Here is a 19,220-nt window from a genome sequence, read left to right on the forward strand (position 1 = left end):
AATGAGTTAACTGTTATATGAGACTCCCCAATCCTGAAAGAAGTATCATTGATGAAGAAAAACTATCTGGTTATTGTCTGAATCCCAGACATTCAGATGGTCAACACAAAGCACGGGTGTTTGAATCGGCTTTAGGTATGGGAATAGATGATTCCCCAGAGTTAAGAGTTGCACTGATGCAAGCTATCCAAACTACTGATGCCGTTCTGGATAAACGCAGTCCATACGGGCAGAAATATAGAGTAGATTTTCTGATGGTGAGAGGAGAAAAGCAGGCAATGGTACGCAGTGTTTGGATTGTGCGGGATGATGAAGATTTTCCTCGGTTGATAACTTGTTTTGTTCTGTAATTAGGAGGTATGGAAAGATGAATTCACAAATGAAATTATTAGATGTGGTAGCGTTAATTGAAGATATGCCAGAATTAGGTTTATATCGGGGTCAGGTGGGGACAATTGTGGAAGTGTACGAACCGGGTGTTTTTGAGGTAGAATTTAGTGATTTAAACGGTCGGGCTTATGCTATAGAGACTTTGAATGCTAATCAATTGATGCTTTTGCATTATCAGAGATTGTCTGAGGAAATGTTAGTTAAAAGTTGAGGTTTATTAAATGGACATCAAACTATCTAGCAGGCATGAAAAGTTTATTCAAGAACAAATTCAAAATGGCAGATATCCTTCTGCTGATGAAATGATTGCTTTAGCACTGGAGTTGTTAAAAGAAAGCATTTATTTGGAGGATAGTGGTAATAGACAGCGTTATGAAAAATGGTTAGCAGAAACTCGTCAAAAGGTAGCAGTGGGTATTGCACAACTTGAACAAGGAGAAAAGCTGGATGGTGAAGAAGTATTTATAAAATTGTTTTCAAAGCTAGAACAATTTAAAGTAGGTGATGGATGAATAGGTGATAGATTTATCAGTAAACGTCAGGCACTTATTTTGTTAGAACAGATTATTAAAAAGGTGGTAATTTTATTAGATGAAAGCTAAATACTGGCCTATAGTACGCCTTGATGATATTAAAGCACAAAAAAAATACGCATTAAATTGTGGGCCATTTGGCTCAAAACTTGTTTCTCGTGACTACATAGCTGATGGTGTTCCAGTAATTCGCGGCACGAATCTTACTGGAGACTCTTGTTTTTCCTTCGATAACTTTGTCTTTGTATCTGAAGAAAAAGCCAATGAATTAATGCCTAACAATGCACACCCAGGCGATCTAATTTTCACTCAACGAGGCACTCTAGGCCAAGTAGGAATTATTCCTAAAAATTGTTCTTATAAGCGATTCGTAGTTTCCCAAAGCCAAATGAAACTAACGGTTGATGAAGCTAAGGCTGTACCATATTTTTTGTATTGCTATTTTCGCACACCTAGTACAATTAAAACTATTCACAACTTAGCTATATCTTCTGGTGTTCCACATATCAACTTAGACATACTTAGAAATTTTCAAGTTCTCCTACCGCGTCTCGCCATTCAGCGAAAAATTGCTGCTATTCTTTCAGCTTATGATGATTTAATTGAAAACAATACGCGACGGATAAAGATATTGGAAGAGATGGCCCGATCGCTCTACCGCGAGTGGTTCGTCAACTTCCGCTTCCCCGGACACCAACAAGTCAAAATGATTGATTCAGAATTGGGTCTAATTCCTGAAGGGTGGGAGTTTAAAAAATTAACTGAACTTGGTCTTCTTAAGAGAGGTAAATCAAAGCATCGCCCCAGAAATGACCCCTCTCTTTATGGAGGTAAGTATCCATTTATTCAAACTGGTGAAGTCAAAAGTGCTTTACTATATATTACTAATTATGAGCAAACCTATAATGAGAAAGGGCTAGCTCAAAGTAAACTTTGGGAACCTAGAACGCTGTTAATTACCATAGCAGCTAACATTGCTGAAACAGCTATAATTACGATGTCTGCTTGCTTCCCAGATAGTATTGTAGGTTTTGTTGCCGATTTTAATCAAGTTACTCCTGAACTTATCAAATATCAGATTGATGAACTTAAACAAAAAATGCAGAACTTTTCAAGAGGAACGGCTCAAGATAACCTGAGTTTAGATAAGCTAGAAGTTTTTGATTTTTTAGTTCCTGCTAAAAATATATTCGATCTTTTCAATCAGCATACAGAACCACTTTTTTTACAAATCAAAAACTTAACTATTAAAAACAACAACCTCCGCCATACCCGCGACCTACTCCTCCCCAAACTCATCTCCGGTGAAATAGACGTAGAAAACCTTGACATCAACACCGGAGAAATCGCTGCCTAACCTCATATAATATAGATAGATTCCACCGACACACTCTACCAATAACCCACCCTCGAAAAATTAGCTATGGTTCAAACTAAACCAATTTCCAAAACCATCACCAGTTTGCTTAACCTGAGAGAAAGATTTAATCTTACTCCAACAAGCAACGATCGATTTTCTCCAGAATTTACCCAAGACTTACCCGAACTCACCGACTCAGAAATAGCAGCCCTAGACCAAATCAGAAACCGATTTTTGCGCCATCGAGAACGCGGTTCATTAGCCGAAGGAACCATCAATCACTTAGTCATTTCTCCCTTATTAACCCTAGCTGGTTTATACGATGAACCCTTTTTTGTCACCACAGAACCCGAAGTTGAACTCTCCCTAGAAGACAGAGACGAAATACTCAAAGGACGCATCGACACTCTGATTATTCAACAGCAACTCTGGGTATTAGTTGTAGAATCTAAATCAACAATTGCCTTTTCTGTAGCCCTACCCCAAGCCCTCACCTACTTGATAGCCAACCCCAACCCAGAACGCCCCGTTTATGGATTAATCACAAACGGTGATGAATTCCAATTTATTAAACTTTTAAGTCAACCTAACCCTCAATACGATTTATCTAATATATTCTCCCTGCTACTCCCCCATCGCAATCAACTTTATGACATCATGCGAATCCTCAAACAAATTAGACAAATCATGATTGAAATCCCTGTTAAATAATATCAAAGTCAGTAAAATTGATTTTTTATGAGTTCATCTAAAATCTAAAATTACAAACCTCATTATTCCCCTATGTCTTATCAACTTAAAATTGACTATCCCGAAACCTTCCCCGATGCCCTACAACAAACAAAAGAACAATTTGAACAAGAGGCTAAATGGGCAATGGCAGTTAAACTGTTTGAACTTAAACGCCTTTCTTCTGGAATGGCAGCAGCCTTAATTGGCGTAGATAGAGTTACATTTCTCCTCAAATTAAAAGATTACGGTATCCCCATGATTGACCTGACAGAAGAAGAACTACTATCTGATTTAGAGAATGCCTAATTCCGAAAGAATCGTTATTAACACTTCCCCGCTAATTGCCCTCGTCGCCGCCTTGGGTGACTTAACTATTTTGCAATCTCTTTATACAGAAATATTAGTTCCTTTTGAAGTCTGCCAAGAAATTCTTAGCGGCGGTTCTAGTAACTTTGCGATTGCCGAATTTATTGCTGCCAATTGGTTACAAAAACAGCCTGACCCTCTGAATATTTCTCCTCTACTCCTCAACTCATTAGACATCGGCGAAGCATCGGTTATTCAATTAGCCTTAAATGAAAATATCCAAACCGTTTGTATAGATGAAACTGTCGGACGGCGCATTGCTAGATTAAGCGGTCTTTCCGTTACAGGTTCCATTGGGATTTTATTACGTGCCAAACAAGAAGGCTACCCTTTATCAATCAAACAATCTATTCAAAAAATGATTAACCAAGGTATCCGGTTAAGTACAACCGTAATTGAATTCGCCCTCAAACAAGCCGGAGAAAATAATTAATCAAGCTAAAAATTAACCTATCTTTTAATCTAAAATCGCTATGCCTCACCCCGACTCAGAAGAAGCTCTCGAACTCGATACCCTCGCCCTATTTTCACAACTCGGCTATACTACCGCTAATTGCTACTACGAAAAAATCGGTACAAACAGCACATTAGGACGAGAAACTAAAGCCGAAGTCGTCCTCATTTCCCAACTTCGCCCCTCCCTAGAAAAACTCAACCCCACCCTCCCCACCGAAGCAATTAACCTCGCCATAGAAGAACTCACTCGCGACAGAAGCGCCTTAAGTCTCGCCAACGCCAACCGCGAAACTTACAAACTCCTCAAAGATGGCGTAAACGTCACCTACCGCAACAGCGACAACGAAGAAATCACCGAAACAGTCCAAATCATCAACTGGAAAACCCCAACAGAAAACAACTTTTTTCTCGCCTCTCAATTCTGGATATCCGGGGAAATGTACACCCGCCGCGCTGATTTAATCGGCTTTGTAAACGGGATTCCTTTATTATTTATCGAATTAAAAGCCCATCACAAACGCTTAGATTTAGCCTATCGTAACAACTTCTGCGATTATCGAAACACCATTCCCCAACTCTTCTGGTACAACGGAATTGTCATCCTCTCCAACGGTACAGATAGCCGCATCAGTAGCGTCACCGCCAATTGGGAACACTTCGCGGAATGGAAGAAAATCAACTCGGAAGGTGAAGAAGGGATTATTTCCCTCGATACCATCATTCGGGGAACCTGCGAGAAAACTAAATTATTAGATATCATCGAAAACTTCACTTTATTTAGTGAAGAAAAAGGGCAAATCATCAAACTGGTTGCTAAAAATCACCAGTATCTCGGTGTCAATAATGCCATTGCAGCCGTTAAACAAATTCGTGAAAATCAAGGACGTTTAGGCGTATTCTGGCATACCCAAGGTAGCGGGAAAAGCTTCTCCATGCAGTTCTTTTCCCAAAAAGTTCACCGCCAAATTCCCGGTAACTGGACTTTTGTCATCATCACCGATAGAGATGATTTAGACGACCAAATTTATAAGAATTTCGCTAAAACTGGTGCAGTTACGGAACCGGAAAAAGAAGTGAGGGCGAAAAGTGGCGAACATTTGAAACAACTTTTACAAGAAGACCACCGTTATATTTTTACTTTAATTCAAAAATTCCGCACGAAAAAAGATGAAAAATATCCTCAACTTTCCGACCGCCATGATGTGATTGTCATCGCCGATGAAGCGCACCGCAGTCAATATGATATCTTTGCTAAAAATATGAGACAGGCATTACCCAATGCCGGATTTATCGGCTTTACGGGTACGCCTTTAATCATTGGAGAAGAAGCCACTAAACGAGAGTTTGGCGATTATATCAGTATCTACAATTTCAAACAATCCATCGAAGATAACGCCACAGTTCCGCTATTTTACGAAAACCGCATCCCGCAATTACAACTAACTAATACAGAACTGAATGAAAATATTACAAATGCCATTGAATCTGCCGATTTGGATGAGGAAGAAGAAAATAAACTAGAACGCGAATTTGCACGGGAATATCATTTAATTACCCGTGAGGAACGGTTAGAAGCAATTGCCCAAGATATCGTCACTCACTTTCTGGGACGTGGACACCAAGGTAAAGCAATGGTTATCTCGATTGACCGCTTTACTGCTGTTAAAATGTACGACAAAGTACGGGGATACTGGCAGCAACATTTAACCACCTTGCAAGGTCAGTTAGACACCGCAGAAGCCACAGACCGAGAACGCCTGCAAGCTGTCATTCAATATATGCAAGCCACCGATATGGCGGTGATAATTTCCCAGTCTCAGAATGAAGTAGAAGCTTTTCGGAAAAAAGGTTTAGAGATTCAATTCCACCGGAAACGATTAGTCAGTGAAGATTTAGACGAGAAATTCAAAGATGCAGATAACCCGCTGCGAATTGTATTTGTCTGTGCAATGTGGATGACGGGATTTGATGTTCCGAGTTGTTCGACAATCTACTTAGATAAACCGATGCGGAACCACACCCTGATGCAAACCATTGCGAGGGCGAATCGGGTGTTTGGGGAGAAAGTCAATGGGCTAATTGTTGATTATATTGGCGTGTTCCGCGACTTGCAGAAAGCGTTAGCAATTTACGGTTCTGCTTCTGGGGGTGGAGTGGAAGAAGGGGATACCCCGGTGCAGGCGAAGGCGGCGCTAGTGGAGGAGTTGCGGAAAGCGATATTAGAAACGACTGCTTTCTGTACGGAACGGGGAATTGATTTAGAGAAGCTGCAACCAGCGGTGGGATTTGAACGCATCAAGTTAATCTCGGATGCGGTGGAAGCGATTCTGGTTAATGACGAATCCAAGCAGCGGTATTTGGCACTTGTTCGGAACGTAACCAAACTCTACAAAGCTATTCTGCCAGATCCGGCTGCTGATGATTTTACCTTGGTGCAGTCTCTATTTACAGTAATTGGCGATCGGATTCGTTCTTTGACCCCAGAAGTGGACATCTCGGAAGTAAAAGCAACGGTTGAGGAGATTTTAGACCAGTCGATTGGCACTCTAGAATATATTATCCCGGAATCGGAACCAATCATCGATTTAAGTCAGGTTGATTTTGAAGCATTGAAAGCTCAGTTTGCCTCTGGTTATAAACGCACGGAAGCGGAAAAAATTAAAGGTGCAATTAGCACGAAGCTAACCCAGATGGTAAAGCTAAATAAAAGCCGGATGAATTATTTAAACAAGTTCCAGCAGATGATTGATGAATATAATGCTGGCTGTCGCAATATTGAAACTTTCTTTCAAGACTTGGTGGAGTTTGCCCAAGAATTAAATCTAGAAGATAAACGGGCAATCTCTGAAAATCTGGCAGAGGAAGAATTAGCGATTTTGGATTTACTGACTAAACCAGATATTAATTTAACTGAAAAGGAAAAACTGGAAGTTAAGAAAGTCGCGCAAGAGTTATTAGAAACCCTCAAGCGGGAGAAACTGGTGCTGGATTGGCGCAAGCGACAGCGAACTCGCGCTGCGGTACAGGTGACAGTTGAGGAAATTTTGGATAAGTTACCGCCGAGTTATTCTGCCGAATTGTACGAGCAGAAGTGCCAAGAGGTGTATCAGCACGTTTACGATTCTTATTTTGGGCAGGGAAGGAGTATTTATAGCAGTGCGGCTTGAGGGTGAAACTGGGGAGATGGATATGCGATCGCAAACACTCTCAACCCTTTATACCTGGGTTATTCCAAATCCCTATTTTATTCTGCCCAGTGCAACACCTCTACAAAAATAATAAAGTTCTGAAGTCCCAGTGCCTGAAACCCAAGTAACTACGTTCGGTAAACACTCACAGCACACTTGTAAAGTTCTTGAGTAAGCTTCCATAGGTCGTACAATAATGCTGATACTGAAACAATAAAGTTCTAAACCGTCACACAGAGTAAACTACCCGCCGCTAATTCGGAGTACCGAATATAGCGGGGGCTTTTAAGAGAAGCCCAAAGTTTACCCGACTAAGTACTTTATGTACTACGTTTTGAAAGCCATCACACCTACAGATACGAAGCCAGTCTGTAGCTCTGTGGCTAACGATTAAACAGACATATCGGGTCGAAGTCAGTGTCGTTAGCACAACAAACTTTTAAAACATTGTCCAGGCTAACATTACCCGCAAGGAGGCTCACTCGTGAGCAAAGTTTTCGTTTTAGACGCCAACAAACAGCCTCTTAATCCTATTCATCCTGGTAGGGCAAGAATGCTGTTATCACAAGGGAAAGCTGCTGTTTTTCGCCGCTATCCTTTCACACTAATACTAAAAGAGGAGATGTTAAATAATAAAGTTGAACCCCTTCGGGTCAAGATTGACCCAGGCGCTAAAACAACGGGATTAGCAATAGTCAACGATGCTACAGGGGAAGTTGTTTGGGTGGCACAGTTACAGCATCGTGGGTTCCAAATTCGGGATGCTTTAACCTCACGTCGCCAGTTGCGTCGGTCACGTCGTAACCGCAAGACTCGTTATCGAAAGCCTCGATTCCTTAACCGTACTCGTTTCAAAGGATGGTTACCGACCTCATTAAAGAGCCGAGTTGCTAACATCCTGACTTGGGTTAAACGACTGTCCGTACTGTGTCAAATTACCACCATTTCTCAAGAATTGGTTAGGTTTGATACACAGCAGATGGAAGACGCCCAAATCAATGGAGTTGGCTATCAACAAGGAACATTAGCTGGCTACGAGATTCGTGAATTTCTGCTTGAAAAGTGGGACAGGACTTGTGCTTACTGTGGAGCAAAAAATACCAAGCTTGAGATTGAGCATATCAACCCTCGTTCTAAAGGTGGCTCTAACCGCATCAGCAACCTATGTTTAGCCTGTGTTCCCTGTAATCAGAAAAAAGGAAATCAAGACATCAAGGATTTCCTCAAAGGTAAACCCGTACTGCTCAAACGAATCAAGGCACAAGCTAAAAGACCTCTGGCTGATACAGCAGCGGTGAATGTCACTCGATGGAATTTGTACGAGAACCTGAAACAAACAGGCTTACCTGTTGAAGTTGGAACAGGAGGTCGTACCAAGTACAACCGCACCCTTCGAGGTTTAGACAAGACTCACTATTGGGATGCTGCTTGCGTTGGAGAATCAACACCTGAGCAGTTAATCACAGTAGGCGTTAAGCCATTACTGATAGCAGCCAAAGGTCATGGAACTCGTCAACAGTGCCGCACTGATAAATGGGGATTTCCGATTCGTTATTGCTCTAAGACCAAATTTCACAAAGGTTTTCAGACGGGTGACATTGTTAAAGCTGTTGTCACTTCGGGAAAAAAGGTTGGGACTTATGTTGGTCGAGTAGCTACTCGTGCTACTGGTAGTTTCAATATCTCAACAACTGATGGGCTGGTTCAAGGAATCAGTCACAAATATTGCACGCCTATTCACAGAAAGGATGGCTACGCCTATGCTACATAGACCCTGCCCCCCTTTTCCTCCCACCACCAATCTGGGTACAGATATGGTGGGGGTCTCCAAGGGGGAAGAAAGATGAGGTGTTTTTGGAGACAAAGATTTCAAAGCTGCCTCAATAGCTGGCCCAAGCTCGTTCTACAAGCGAAGCTTTAGCAGAATCGATCGATAGCCTGGATCTTGCTGCAAAAAAATGGTATTTTTAACCGCACTCGTAACAGCTAGTAACCTTCTCCTCATGCAACTAACCATCTAGGATCTCGCTGTGCCAGTTACTCTAGGACTTTATTATTCACTCCAGAACTTTATTATTCACTTCAAGACTTTATTATGACCACAAAAAAGTTGAGCCGAGTCATTGCCCTATTCAATCAGTCCGGGGGCGTAGGGAAGACCAGTTTAGCAATGAACATTGCTTACCATATCCAAGAGCGCAAGCATCGGGTACTTTTGGTTGATATGGACCCCCAAGGTTCTCTCACTACCTTCATGGGCCTAGACCCAACCGAACTCAAACAAACTGTTTACGAATCGATTTTGCAAGGCAAACCTTTGCCCATCCACTCTAACATTCACGGTATAGATCTGACACCAGCCAATATCAGCTTGAGTGCTGCTGAATTGGAATTGGTAGTGGCAGATATGCGGGATGGTAGGCTCAAAGAAGCTTTGGAACCAGTTCTTGAGCAATATGATTTTATCTTGATTGACTGTCCGCCCAGTCTGGGACTGTTGAGCTACATCAGCCTTGTCGCGTCTACCCACGTACTTGTCCCCATTCAAACCCAATACAAAGCCTTCTGTGGAACTGAGTTGTTATTGAGTACAGTGGCGCGGGTGCGATCGCGTCCTAATCGCCAGCTACAAATTGCTGGGTTTATTCCCACGATGTACGATGGTCGTAATATTCAAGATGCTCGCACTCTGGAAGCGATCCAAGAGCAATTGCAAAAAGTTGGTGTAGTTTACCCACCCATTCCTCGTTCCACCGCCTTTGCCGATGCTTCGGAAGACCACGTACCATTAGCACTTTATAACCGCAAAAGCCCCGCCGTACCGATCCTGAAAAAGATTGCGACTAGCTTGGAGAAATTAACATGAGTAGACGCGATCGCCCTTATCAACAAATGAAATCGTTGGATGTCCTGTTTGGGGATGCTCAAACAGTGGCGGAAATGGTTGCCTTAGAAACGATCTACCTTCCCCAACAGCAGCCTCGCCGCTACTTTGACCCCCAAGCGATGCAAGAGTTGGTGGAGTCGGTGCGACAGCATGGCATTCTCCAACCGCTCTTGGTACGGAAAGGCAAAGATAACTTGTACGAATTAGTGGCTGGAGAGCGACGATACCGAGCAGCCAAGCAAGTCCAGCTAACTGAAGTACCAGTCGTTATTCGGGAACTGAGCGATGAAGAAGCCATGCAACTTTCCCTGATCGAGAATCTTTGTCGTGAAGATTTGAATCCAGTAGAGGAAACGGAAGGTATTTTGCAACTATTGGCACTGCGTCTGGGGTCATCAGTGGATGAGATGCCATCGCTGCTTTATCGAATGAATAATGAGACGCTCAAAGGAGTTAACCATAACGTTATGGTTAAACCCGAATCTGAAGCAGTGCAGGAGGTTTTTCAAAGTTTAGGGTTAATGACCTGGGAATCCTTTGTTAAAAATCGCTTGCCCCTACTGAATTTGCCAGAAGATGTTTTAGGCGCTTTGCGGATGGGACAGATTGCATATACAAAGGCAAAAGCGATCGCACGTCTCAAAGATGAAAAGCTCAGAACAGAACTGCTGGATGCCGCTGTAGCCGAAAATCTTTCCCTGAGTCAAATTCAATCCCGACTAAAAGCTTACACTCAGCAGTCAGAACCAACAGAGCGAAAAGAGCGAGTAGAAGCGATCGTGCGCCGAGTTAAGCAAGCCAAGATTTGGGAAGATGCCCAAAAGTGGGAACGGTTGGAAGCACTTCTAGCAGAAATGGAAGCATTGATTGGTGAAGAATAGGCTGATGTTGGGAACTTTAAGAGTAAATCTTCTTGAAATTTGCGGTCACAAATCTTCAGCCTTATGAAAATCCTCCACCAATCACCCGCACTTAAAGATAGTTTCCTTGCTCAAGTAAGCCAGAAAAAAGCCGAAAATCGTCAAGCTACCGAAGAAGCATTAGGGGGTGGTTTTTTGGGAGCGATCGGTGCGGCAATGTTTGAGTTCAAGCAAGTTACCAATCAGTTTAAAGGCAGCGTGGGAGAATGGGGAATCTCACTGCTGTTGAAATCTTTGCCAGACACTTGGGTGATGTTTAACAATGCTGTTATCCCTACCATGCGTTCAGGCAGATTTACCGAAATCGATCATCTCATTATTGGCCCAGGCGGAATATTTTTAATTGAGGTAAAAACTTGGAAAGGGTCATTTAGTGCTTACAAAGATAATTGGAAGCGACGAGAAGGTAATGATTGGGTGGCTTTATCCAACAGTCCGAGTTCTCAAAGCGCCTACCATCAAAAGATGTTTCAGCAATGGATAAACGCTGTGGTTCCCAATTTACCTAACAACTGCATCATAGCTCCAGTGGTATTTCCAGTAGCGAAATGGTTGGGAACCAACCAATGTTCAGTGCCAGTTTTGCATGGGGCAACTGCTTTGTTACAGATGATTGGTGAATCGCCAAATTCTTTGGAAAGCAGTCAAGTTTTAGCGATCGCCCAAGCTGTGGAAAATTTAAGTTTGCCCTTGCCAACAGAACCCTCACCAGCACCGATTTTGAAGAAACCTAAACCTTCTAAACCCCAGAATTAAATAATGAAAACAGTTGGTAGTACAGCTTTAGTTGGGTAAATACAGACTTTTTTTACTTTGGCTTACCGGAACCAAAACTTGTAGTAATAGTAATTCTTGCATTCAGCAGAATGTCAACTCTCGCTGAATCCCGGCACATTCATCCCATTTTTATACTTATCCTCATAGGTGCTAATTAATAATGGCAACCAGGATTTCACATCCCAATCTGACAAAACACTGTACTGCTCTCGGTGTTCCCAAATCTTTTTTAGATCGGATGCCCACTCTTGATAGGTTGATTTTCCGATCGTTCCCTCCGATGTTTGAACGTAATTAACCAAAACCAGAGGATTAAGTAAAAAACTCTCTTTGCCCCAACGACTTAAGCATTGAAGAAAATATTCATAATCAGCAAAGACACGGGTGTTTGGATTCCATCGGGGTGAATTATCCCGACGGTGGGAGAAACCGTTACTATCAAAAATATCCTTTTGTACGAGCAACGACTCACTATTAGCTGATGGGGCTGGAGCGATAAAAGGTTTTCCCTGCCTTACAATCTGACTATTTCTGACCATATCTCTTCTGCGGTGCTGTCGAACCATGCTACATAGAATTTGCGGATTGACTTGAAAAAACCTGATGGTTGACTCAACAAATTGAGGCAACAAAGCATTGTCATCATCTAAATAAGCCACAAGAAAACCTTTAGCCCTGTCAAGACCGAGATTGCGGGCATGACATAAGCTAAATCCTTCTGACCGATGCTCCATCTCCAAATAAGCGATCGCCAAATCTGCTTCAATTTGAGCCACAAAATTTCGCGTAGCTAGATCGGGGCCATCGTTAATAATTACCCATTCAAAGTTTCGGGATGTTTGACCCAAAACACTAGGATATGCAATATTAGCTAATTTCTCTATCCGGTTGTGGGTTGCAGTAATTAAAGAAAGCCTCATACTTCATCTCCCGAAGCCTCATACTGATAGACCCATTTTTCAATGTCTCTCCCCGTTGCTACTGTTATCAGCCTCTCCAGTAAAGTAGCCATTTGTAGTGGGCCTACACCACCAGGAACTGGCGTAATATTTTGCGGAATTTCATAAGCTGAGCGTTTGACATCCCCAAAAAGGTTATTTCCAATCGGGACAAATCCGGCATCAACTACCAGCCGATGGTAAGGTCTTAAATGCCTTTCATCTAGCAATTCAGGAACTCCTGTAGCTGAGACGACAATATCTGCTTGTGTGATTCTGAGAAGGTCGTCTCCTACATCTAAAATCAAACAGTTGATACCGTTTTGTTCCAGTAATCGAACAACACCTTGGCCAACGAAGCCCCGACCGCCTACCACTACTACTTTAGTATTTGCATTTGTAAATGGCTGAACTAGACGAGCGATCGCATCACTTGTAGCAGAAGCACCAAACAAGGGATGGTTCTCCACGAGTGCATCAAGGTCTTTCTCTGGCAACAATAACTCTAACTCAGGGAGCAGTAGCCTGGGTACAGGGTTCTGCACAATTACTCCAACCGTATCGATATCTGAGTTAGCAGAAATGATAATGTCCCTAAACTCTAACGGAGTTGTATTTTCAGACAGGAGACGATAATCTACCTCGCACTTCATAAAGCTAAAAGCCTTCACTTTTTCAGCCGCCGAGATTTCCGCTGCACGATATTTGGCAAGTTCAATCTCTGAAGCTTCTAGAGGCGGTGAGAACTTGAGAATGGTAATACTTTTACCGAAAAAGCTACCCTGAAACGGCTCGCATTTAGCTTTGACTGCTTGCAGGATTTCTCTCCCTCTGATTTGAACCATATTGCTCAATGACTTGCGAGTTCTGTTAGAACCAGATCGACAGGTTCTAAGTTTATCCAGCCAAGTATCTCTTTTCTTGGCGCGGCTCTCAACACAGTCCAGAAACCTTCACCCTCGCCCAAGCTTATTCCCTGCCAAGGCAAATCTACTCTGGAAAACTCATCGGAGAAACCTATATTTTCGTATGAACGAGGTTGTGAGAAGTCACCGTAATGCACAATCCAGACAATCTGTTCTAGAGGTACACCTATCTGCGAGCCAAATGTTTGCACAACGGCGCTGGCAAGTCCTTTGATATCGTGGGTAATTGCGGTGTTGTGCCTATTACTATCTAATTCTGAGGCAATAACTATGGCTCGCTCATGGACTTCATCAATGTAGATACGGAGCAAACAATGGCAGGAAAGTCCTTGTTTTGACTGCCAATAAAATATTGTTTTGATGACTTTAACGTTATCTTTTGTGCTGGTAAGTAAAGTGTTGGTTTGCATATAAAGTTATCCTAGTTGATTTAAGTTTAATTCCCGGCTATTACGCTTGTGTACTGTTCTTATAGTTTTTGGCTTGATACGAGTAGCCTGGGGCAAAAGCTTCTGAATTTTTCGTACTAACTGCCGATTATCTGGATTGTTGTCATCTACTAGAACTACCTCTGGCACAGTGGAAAGAAAATCAATCGGGAGAGTACGATCGCTATCAACAGCCATATAGATTGTATTAGAGTCGGACGGGTACTCAGCCGCAAGCAGTTCGAGAGCCATCATTGGAGAAGCGGCTAGAGCCACTCTTTGTATCGATGAATCTTCGCTGCCACCCAGTCCCACCCAAAACCAACCCGCAGAGCGTTTACTACCAGGAGCTAAACGTTGACTCTCAGTTCCCCAAACAATTGCCCCAGTTACTTGCCCCTGAAGCTCACGCATCACGAACACCGCATTACCAGAACCATCAGCGTAGATAAGACCGCGCTGGTGCAAAGCATTGACCAAATTCTTAGGCAGGTGTCTTTCCCGTATCAGGTAATTCTCAACCGCAGTCCACCGACTTTCTACCGACTCCGGCGGCACAAAAGAGGGGGTAGGTTCAACAGCAATAATCTGTTGGGCTTGTTCTCTAGCATAATGAGTTACGGCTCGAAGCATCCCTGACAAGCCGAAGCGGTCAGCCAGCCAAGCTTGAGCCTGTTCTAACCTGCATTGATTAACCTGCATTACCAGATCGATCGCACTATTGCCGTGCTTACTGCCTGCAAGGTCATAGAATTGAGAGTCAGTGATATTGAATTGGTATCCGTGTCCTCGCCAAATGCGTTCGCGTAGCGTTGCGTTAGCAATATCGCTCTCGGCACAGTCAAGCCCCAACTCATAAGCCACATCTAAAAGAGATAAGTCGTGTAATTGGTCGGTTTGGGCTTTTAAAAGTCGATTTTGTGCTTCTAGTTCCTTGAGACGTTGTTCTAGCTTCTGCCTTTCCCGTTCAGAAGCCAAAGCTTTTTGCTGGGCATCGCGTTTTTGCTTGAGTGCGAGAGTGCGATCGCTCAATTGGCGATCGATGACATCCACACTAGGTTGCAATAATAGCTCGACCCGCTGCTTGTACCCAACGGCAGATTCAGTTGAACGCGGTGAGGGAAGAGAGCGAAAACAGTCCAGTTCTGGAGCTTCTTGGTTGACGTACCAATAATACTCCTTGATTTTCGTGTACTTAGCGTGACTCCCCTTAATACCTCGTTCTATCCCGATGGGTGAAAGCGCAGCTGCGTAACTATCTTGCAACGACGATAGTTTATACCTGTTACCGAATAGCGCCCGACAATTAAGTTTACCTTGCTCATCCAAAGGGACTAAATAAGCGTGGATATGCGGTGTTATTTCATCTAAGTGCAATTCGGCTCTGACAACGAGATCGCCATATTGTGACTCTAACCAGTTGACCGAAGCAAGCTTCCACCTCTCTAAGCGTTCTAAGTCGTACCTCCCTCCCGACTCCGGGTTATCTGGTCGGAAGTAGTCAGGAGAAGCTCCAAGCAGCATCTCAATGGCTAACACTGCATTGGTGCGAATTTTTTGATTACCGATTTTGTTTCTAACTAAGGTTTCTAGGGTAGGGTCATCGCTGTTTCCAATCACCCTGATATTTTTGACATCAGGGTTAGCATTAGGTGTTTCCCGGTCTCTGCTAGTGTGCGCGGAACTGCCAACTAGATTTCCCCATGATTTGATTTTTTGGATCTTGAGAATTCCAAAAGCCATCTGAGAGTTAGTAGAAAGTTTCTCTTTTTCGATCGTGCGATCGCGACTCTAAAAATAGATTCAACCGACGGAAAGAATGCTTCTAATACCTCGTGCATAAAAATGTGTAATGAGTACACATTTGGAATTAGGCAAATTTAACTGCGCGAAAATCCGCGAAAATTCGCGAAAATCCGCAAAAGGGAGCAAGTGTAAACCTATCAGTTTATGACAAAGTTGATTTAACTTTCGCGGTAAAAATCTAATATCTGCGAAAATCCGCTAATTTTAGCAAAAATCCGCAGTAAGTAATTATGCCTAAAAAACCAGTTGAAATAAGAATGAGTCGAGCAGAAGGAACCCCAGAAGGAAATTTGTTGGAATTCCTCAAAAATTATCCCTCTAAGTCAACCGACGAAATGGTACTAACAGCGTGCCGTGCCTTTTGGATGCCACTAGCGTTGCGACGGCTTGGTATCTACGATGAAGAAACTATAAAGGCAGCAGCAATAGAAGCGAAATTAGAACTGCTCAAGCAAGCCGAATTTATCACCCAATTGTTTGTACTTGAGCCAAATATGACCTGGGATCGGGAAACTATCCTCCAACCACAAGAGAAGTTGGAATTAAAAAATCAGCCATCCACTATAGAACCAGATGAATTGGAAGAAGAGGAAGACGACTTTTCAGATATGCCTCAAGTCAGAGAGTTTATCAAACTCCCGACAGAACTAGAAGCTTAAATAATGAAAAAAACCACCTTCTATGTTTCGCTCTTTTGAAAGAGGGTAGCCACCCCAAAAATCACCGACGATAGAGCAAAAATGCTTGTATTTGTAGAGTTTTCAAACAGCTTATGAACTTGCAACCCGACCTGATTGTAGTGTTAGACTTAGGGAAATCACGCCTCAAAATAATTTACCAAATTCCGAGAGAAGGTAAAGTCAAAGCACTATTTATAGAACCAGGAATAGCAGAGCTATCCCCAGAAGAAGTGGGCCACCTTCAGCCAAGCCGAACTGCTGCGCCAGAAGATGATGCTTGGTTGATGCTGCCTTCCACTCAGCCGCTGGCTGTCGGTTTTTTGGCCGAAACGCGGTTTGCTCCTCGATGTGACACCAAAGAAGCCAAATACAAAATCGTATCGGGAGCAGTAAGATATCTGACGGCAATTGGTGCGATCGCACAACGAGAAAAAGAAGCCCTTATGGAGTATAAAGGATTCGCTTCCAAAGGCACAGATAATGCTGCCAAATATCTGCGAATTCACGCCACTCTTTTATTACCCCATGTGGAAATGCCAAATGCCAGTTCTTTGCGGAGCGAACTAGCAGGAGTTGCGCCTAAACCTATTCAATTCAATTTTCGCGGACAAGACTATACCCATCTGACAGTACCGGATTATTTTAAGTTAAACATTTTAGCTGAAGGAGCCGGACAATTAGCATTAAGAGGAACTCAACTCTCTGAGGCTGAATTTGCCAGAAAAAATATTTTGGTGTTGGTGATGGGTCAGTACAACGTGACAGCAATGCTCTATCAGCGAGGGCAGTGTGTCAAAATAGAGAGTCCCGCACTCGGTTTCCACAATCTGGTTAATTATGTTTTGGATAAAACGGCCTTAGATGCTTCCATAATTCGTCGCGCTCAACTAACAGAGGCTATCTATTATGGACGTGACGATCGGAGCTTACTGCAAGCATTGTTAATCGGCAAAGTTGAGAAGGAAGAACATATTCAACAACTCACCGAAGAAATGGTTAGAGCGGTTGAGGATGGATTCAAATCTTACTGGAATTCCACAGCTAACTGGCTAAAAACAATGTTGGGGCCGAATTTAGTAACACTAGACGAAGTTCTGGTTGGAGGAGGCGCATCTGTGGCGTTTAAGGAAGAAATAGAAAAATTGTTTGGTAATGCCAAAGTGATTTGGGGAGGTGGTATCAAGCGGGAAATTGCACAAACTTTTGGTTTAAAATTAAGCGATCCAATGGTAAATCGGTTGGTAGATGCTTACGGCGTATTCAAGCGAGTGTCTCAGATGTATAATTCATCTGTTGATAAAGTAACAGTTTAAATTTTCAGCGCAAGGACTGTATGTGAAAGCATCCACAACCATGATGTATTTTTGCATAGTTACGTGCTAGAAGACGAGTGACTGTATTACAACTATATAGCCAGGTGATTTATGGTTGGCGGATCTGCTATACTTGTTCAAACGCAAACTTATTTGAAAATCAATCGCTGTATTTCTGTATTGTTTGGGTATCGCTGAGACTGTTGTGCGAAAGTAATTTGACTAATTCCCAATCTTGCCAAGCTTACCGTAAAAATAAATAGTGCAAGAGCTTTCATTGACTTTGCTTTATCCTAAAATGATGGTACTAGCATAAACAGTTGGCAACCTAATCTAAAAATTTTATTAAAATTATTTCTAATTAGAATATTATCACCTCTTTATAAGCTCATAGTTTTATCTAGTTTGTAGGATTATAAAAAGGAAAAAGATCTAATAACTTTGGCTGCTTCTTGAGGACTGATGTTATGCCGACATTGAGCGACAGGTTGGGAAAGTCTCTCACCATAATAAGTCTGGCGGACAAGACCAGCCCCGGTAAATCGGTAGAAAGGGCCACTTCCTACCCATTCCATATACAAATCGGATTCGGGAAATGTTTGCCGCATTTCTGGATCTTGATACCGTCCATAATACAAAGTGGTACGACCCAAAATCCGAGTATCAACTGTAATGTGATTTTCCCGCTCAACAGCGTCACCAATACCGTCGCCTACGCTCTCAATAGCAAAGCAATAATTAGCTGAATTTCTGTAAATAATGGCGTACTGAGTACACTGACTTCTGAATCTGGGAGGACAAGATGGTTGCAATTCTGCCCGGACACTGGCTATCCGAAATCCCCTTGGTACATAGCTAGGAACAACTATTCTAATACCAAGAGAGCGAAGTTGTCGAATTTGTGCCTGAGTTAATCTAGCATTAGCTGGTAGTTGCGCTTGATTTTGCGATCGCTGTGTCAGATATACTTCAGACTGTGCTAAAATTGGTAAAGGCACTATACTAAAAACTGTCAAGCTTAACATCAAGCGAAATAGAAATCTACATTTCATTTTTTTCTCCGAATCCATATAAAATAAATCTCATCTGAATACTATTTGATTATTGCCTACCTGGTCTTGAAGCAGTACAGCCAGCCGCATTAAATTGACGAATTATATTACGACTATATCGCTTTAAGCGTGACAAGCTTGCAGGTGATTCAACACCTACTTAATTCAGTGAAAGAAGCCTTTGGTGAAGCAGGGTTAGACCGTTTGCTCTTAATTCGCGCTCAGCAACAGATTGAAGCTTACAAGCAGCAACTCAAAGGGAAGCGATCGCTCAATCAACGTTTAAATAAGTTAGCATAAATTCGCACCAATGAAGGTTACATAGCACAAGTCCAAACTATTGCAGAGGGATCGTTTTTATTAGTAGAAAATCACTGTCCCATTTGCGCCGCAGCAACAGCTTGTACTGGACTGTGCGCCAAGGAACTAGAAACCTTTCAATCAGTGCTGGGAGATGAGGTCAACATT

General features: G+C 42.6%; 20 protein-coding genes. 15 read left to right on the plus strand and 5 right to left on the minus strand.

Features of this window, described 5'->3' with window-relative positions:
- Positions 1-17: 17 nt before the first annotated feature.
- From ACE1CD_RS20380 to ACE1CD_RS20435, 12 genes are all read left to right on the plus strand, one after another.
- A complete protein-coding gene (locus ACE1CD_RS20380; RefSeq protein ID WP_374794710.1) occupies positions 18-350 on the plus strand; it encodes a DUF6883 domain-containing protein in 333 nt (110 codons plus the stop codon).
- Between the two features lie 17 nt (positions 351-367).
- The gene (locus ACE1CD_RS20385) at positions 368-601 is read left to right on the plus strand and encodes a DUF4926 domain-containing protein (RefSeq protein ID WP_374794711.1); all 234 of its coding nucleotides are present in this window, start codon (positions 368-370) and stop codon (positions 599-601) included.
- A gap of 10 nt (positions 602-611) precedes the next feature.
- Entirely contained in the window at positions 612-902 is a 291-nt protein-coding gene (locus ACE1CD_RS20390; protein ID WP_374794712.1) for a type II toxin-antitoxin system ParD family antitoxin, read from the plus strand.
- Between the two features lie 79 nt (positions 903-981).
- Positions 982-2,280, plus strand: coding sequence for a restriction endonuclease subunit S (locus tag ACE1CD_RS20395; RefSeq protein ID WP_374794713.1), 1,299 nt, complete (start codon positions 982-984; stop codon positions 2,278-2,280).
- A gap of 66 nt (positions 2,281-2,346) precedes the next feature.
- Positions 2,347-2,994: a restriction endonuclease subunit R gene (locus ACE1CD_RS20400; RefSeq protein WP_374794714.1), complete on the plus strand. Its 648-nt coding sequence runs from the start codon at positions 2,347-2,349 to the stop codon at positions 2,992-2,994.
- Positions 2,995-3,066: 72 nt separating this feature from the next.
- The gene (locus ACE1CD_RS20405) at positions 3,067-3,321 is read left to right on the plus strand and encodes a UPF0175 family protein (RefSeq protein WP_374794715.1); all 255 of its coding nucleotides are present in this window, start codon (positions 3,067-3,069) and stop codon (positions 3,319-3,321) included.
- The gene (locus ACE1CD_RS20410; protein ID WP_374794716.1) at positions 3,314-3,814 is read left to right on the plus strand and encodes a DUF3368 domain-containing protein; all 501 of its coding nucleotides are present in this window, start codon (positions 3,314-3,316) and stop codon (positions 3,812-3,814) included. Before ACE1CD_RS20405 ends, ACE1CD_RS20410 begins: the two co-directional genes overlap by 8 nt.
- 40 nt (positions 3,815-3,854) lie before the next feature.
- Positions 3,855-7,004: a type I restriction endonuclease subunit R gene (locus tag ACE1CD_RS20415; RefSeq protein ID WP_374794717.1), complete on the plus strand. Its 3,150-nt coding sequence runs from the start codon at positions 3,855-3,857 to the stop codon at positions 7,002-7,004.
- A gap of 505 nt (positions 7,005-7,509) precedes the next feature.
- Complete coding sequence (gene iscB / locus ACE1CD_RS20420) at positions 7,510-8,796, plus strand: RNA-guided endonuclease IscB (protein ID WP_374794718.1); 1,287 nt, start codon at positions 7,510-7,512, stop codon at positions 8,794-8,796.
- Between the two features lie 324 nt (positions 8,797-9,120).
- Complete coding sequence (locus ACE1CD_RS20425) at positions 9,121-9,891, plus strand: ParA family protein (protein ID WP_374794719.1); 771 nt, start codon at positions 9,121-9,123, stop codon at positions 9,889-9,891.
- Complete coding sequence (locus tag ACE1CD_RS20430) at positions 9,888-10,793, plus strand: ParB/RepB/Spo0J family partition protein (protein WP_374794720.1); 906 nt, start codon at positions 9,888-9,890, stop codon at positions 10,791-10,793. Before ACE1CD_RS20425 ends, ACE1CD_RS20430 begins: the two co-directional genes overlap by 4 nt.
- A 63-nt stretch (positions 10,794-10,856) precedes the next feature.
- Complete coding sequence (locus tag ACE1CD_RS20435) at positions 10,857-11,588, plus strand: nuclease-related domain-containing protein (RefSeq protein WP_374794721.1); 732 nt, start codon at positions 10,857-10,859, stop codon at positions 11,586-11,588.
- A 113-nt stretch (positions 11,589-11,701) separates the two neighbouring features.
- Here the strand turns inward: ACE1CD_RS20435 and ACE1CD_RS20440 are convergent, their stop codons facing one another.
- The 4 genes from ACE1CD_RS20440 to mobV are packed head-to-tail and all read right to left on the minus strand — an operon-like array spanning position 11,702 to position 15,644.
- Complete coding sequence (locus ACE1CD_RS20440; protein ID WP_374794722.1) at positions 11,702-12,529, minus strand: glycosyltransferase family 2 protein; 828 nt, start codon at positions 12,527-12,529, stop codon at positions 11,702-11,704.
- Entirely contained in the window at positions 12,526-13,392 is an 867-nt protein-coding gene (locus ACE1CD_RS20445) for a hypothetical protein (RefSeq protein WP_374794723.1), read from the minus strand. Before ACE1CD_RS20445 ends, ACE1CD_RS20440 begins: the two co-directional genes overlap by 4 nt.
- 5 nt (positions 13,393-13,397) lie before the next feature.
- Complete coding sequence (locus ACE1CD_RS20450; RefSeq protein WP_374794724.1) at positions 13,398-13,883, minus strand: hypothetical protein; 486 nt, start codon at positions 13,881-13,883, stop codon at positions 13,398-13,400.
- Between the two features lie 6 nt (positions 13,884-13,889).
- A complete protein-coding gene (gene mobV, locus ACE1CD_RS20455) occupies positions 13,890-15,644 on the minus strand; it encodes a MobV family relaxase (protein ID WP_374794725.1) in 1,755 nt (584 codons plus the stop codon).
- Positions 15,645-15,937: 293 nt separating this feature from the next.
- Here mobV and ACE1CD_RS20460 point away from each other — a divergent pair, with 293 nt between their 5' ends.
- On the plus strand, positions 15,938-16,366 hold the full coding sequence (locus ACE1CD_RS20460) for a hypothetical protein (RefSeq protein WP_374794726.1): 429 nt from the start codon (positions 15,938-15,940) through the stop codon (positions 16,364-16,366).
- A 113-nt stretch (positions 16,367-16,479) separates the two neighbouring features.
- The gene (locus ACE1CD_RS20465) at positions 16,480-17,700 is read left to right on the plus strand and encodes a hypothetical protein (protein WP_374794727.1); all 1,221 of its coding nucleotides are present in this window, start codon (positions 16,480-16,482) and stop codon (positions 17,698-17,700) included.
- Between the two features lie 413 nt (positions 17,701-18,113).
- Here ACE1CD_RS20465 and ACE1CD_RS20470 read toward each other — a convergent pair whose 3' ends face one another.
- Positions 18,114-18,752, minus strand: a complete 639-nt coding sequence (locus ACE1CD_RS20470; protein WP_374794729.1) for a hypothetical protein — start codon at positions 18,750-18,752, stop codon at positions 18,114-18,116.
- 168 nt (positions 18,753-18,920) lie between these two features.
- Between ACE1CD_RS20470 and ACE1CD_RS20475 the strand changes: the two genes are divergently transcribed.
- Positions 18,921-19,052, plus strand: a complete 132-nt coding sequence (locus ACE1CD_RS20475; protein ID WP_374794730.1) for a hypothetical protein — start codon at positions 18,921-18,923, stop codon at positions 19,050-19,052.
- Positions 19,053-19,220: the final 168 nt, after the last annotated feature.

Origin of the sequence: Aerosakkonema sp. BLCC-F183, from assembly GCF_041929145.1 — a bacterium.
Classification (GTDB): Bacteria; Cyanobacteriota; Cyanobacteriia; order Cyanobacteriales; family Aerosakkonemataceae; genus Aerosakkonema.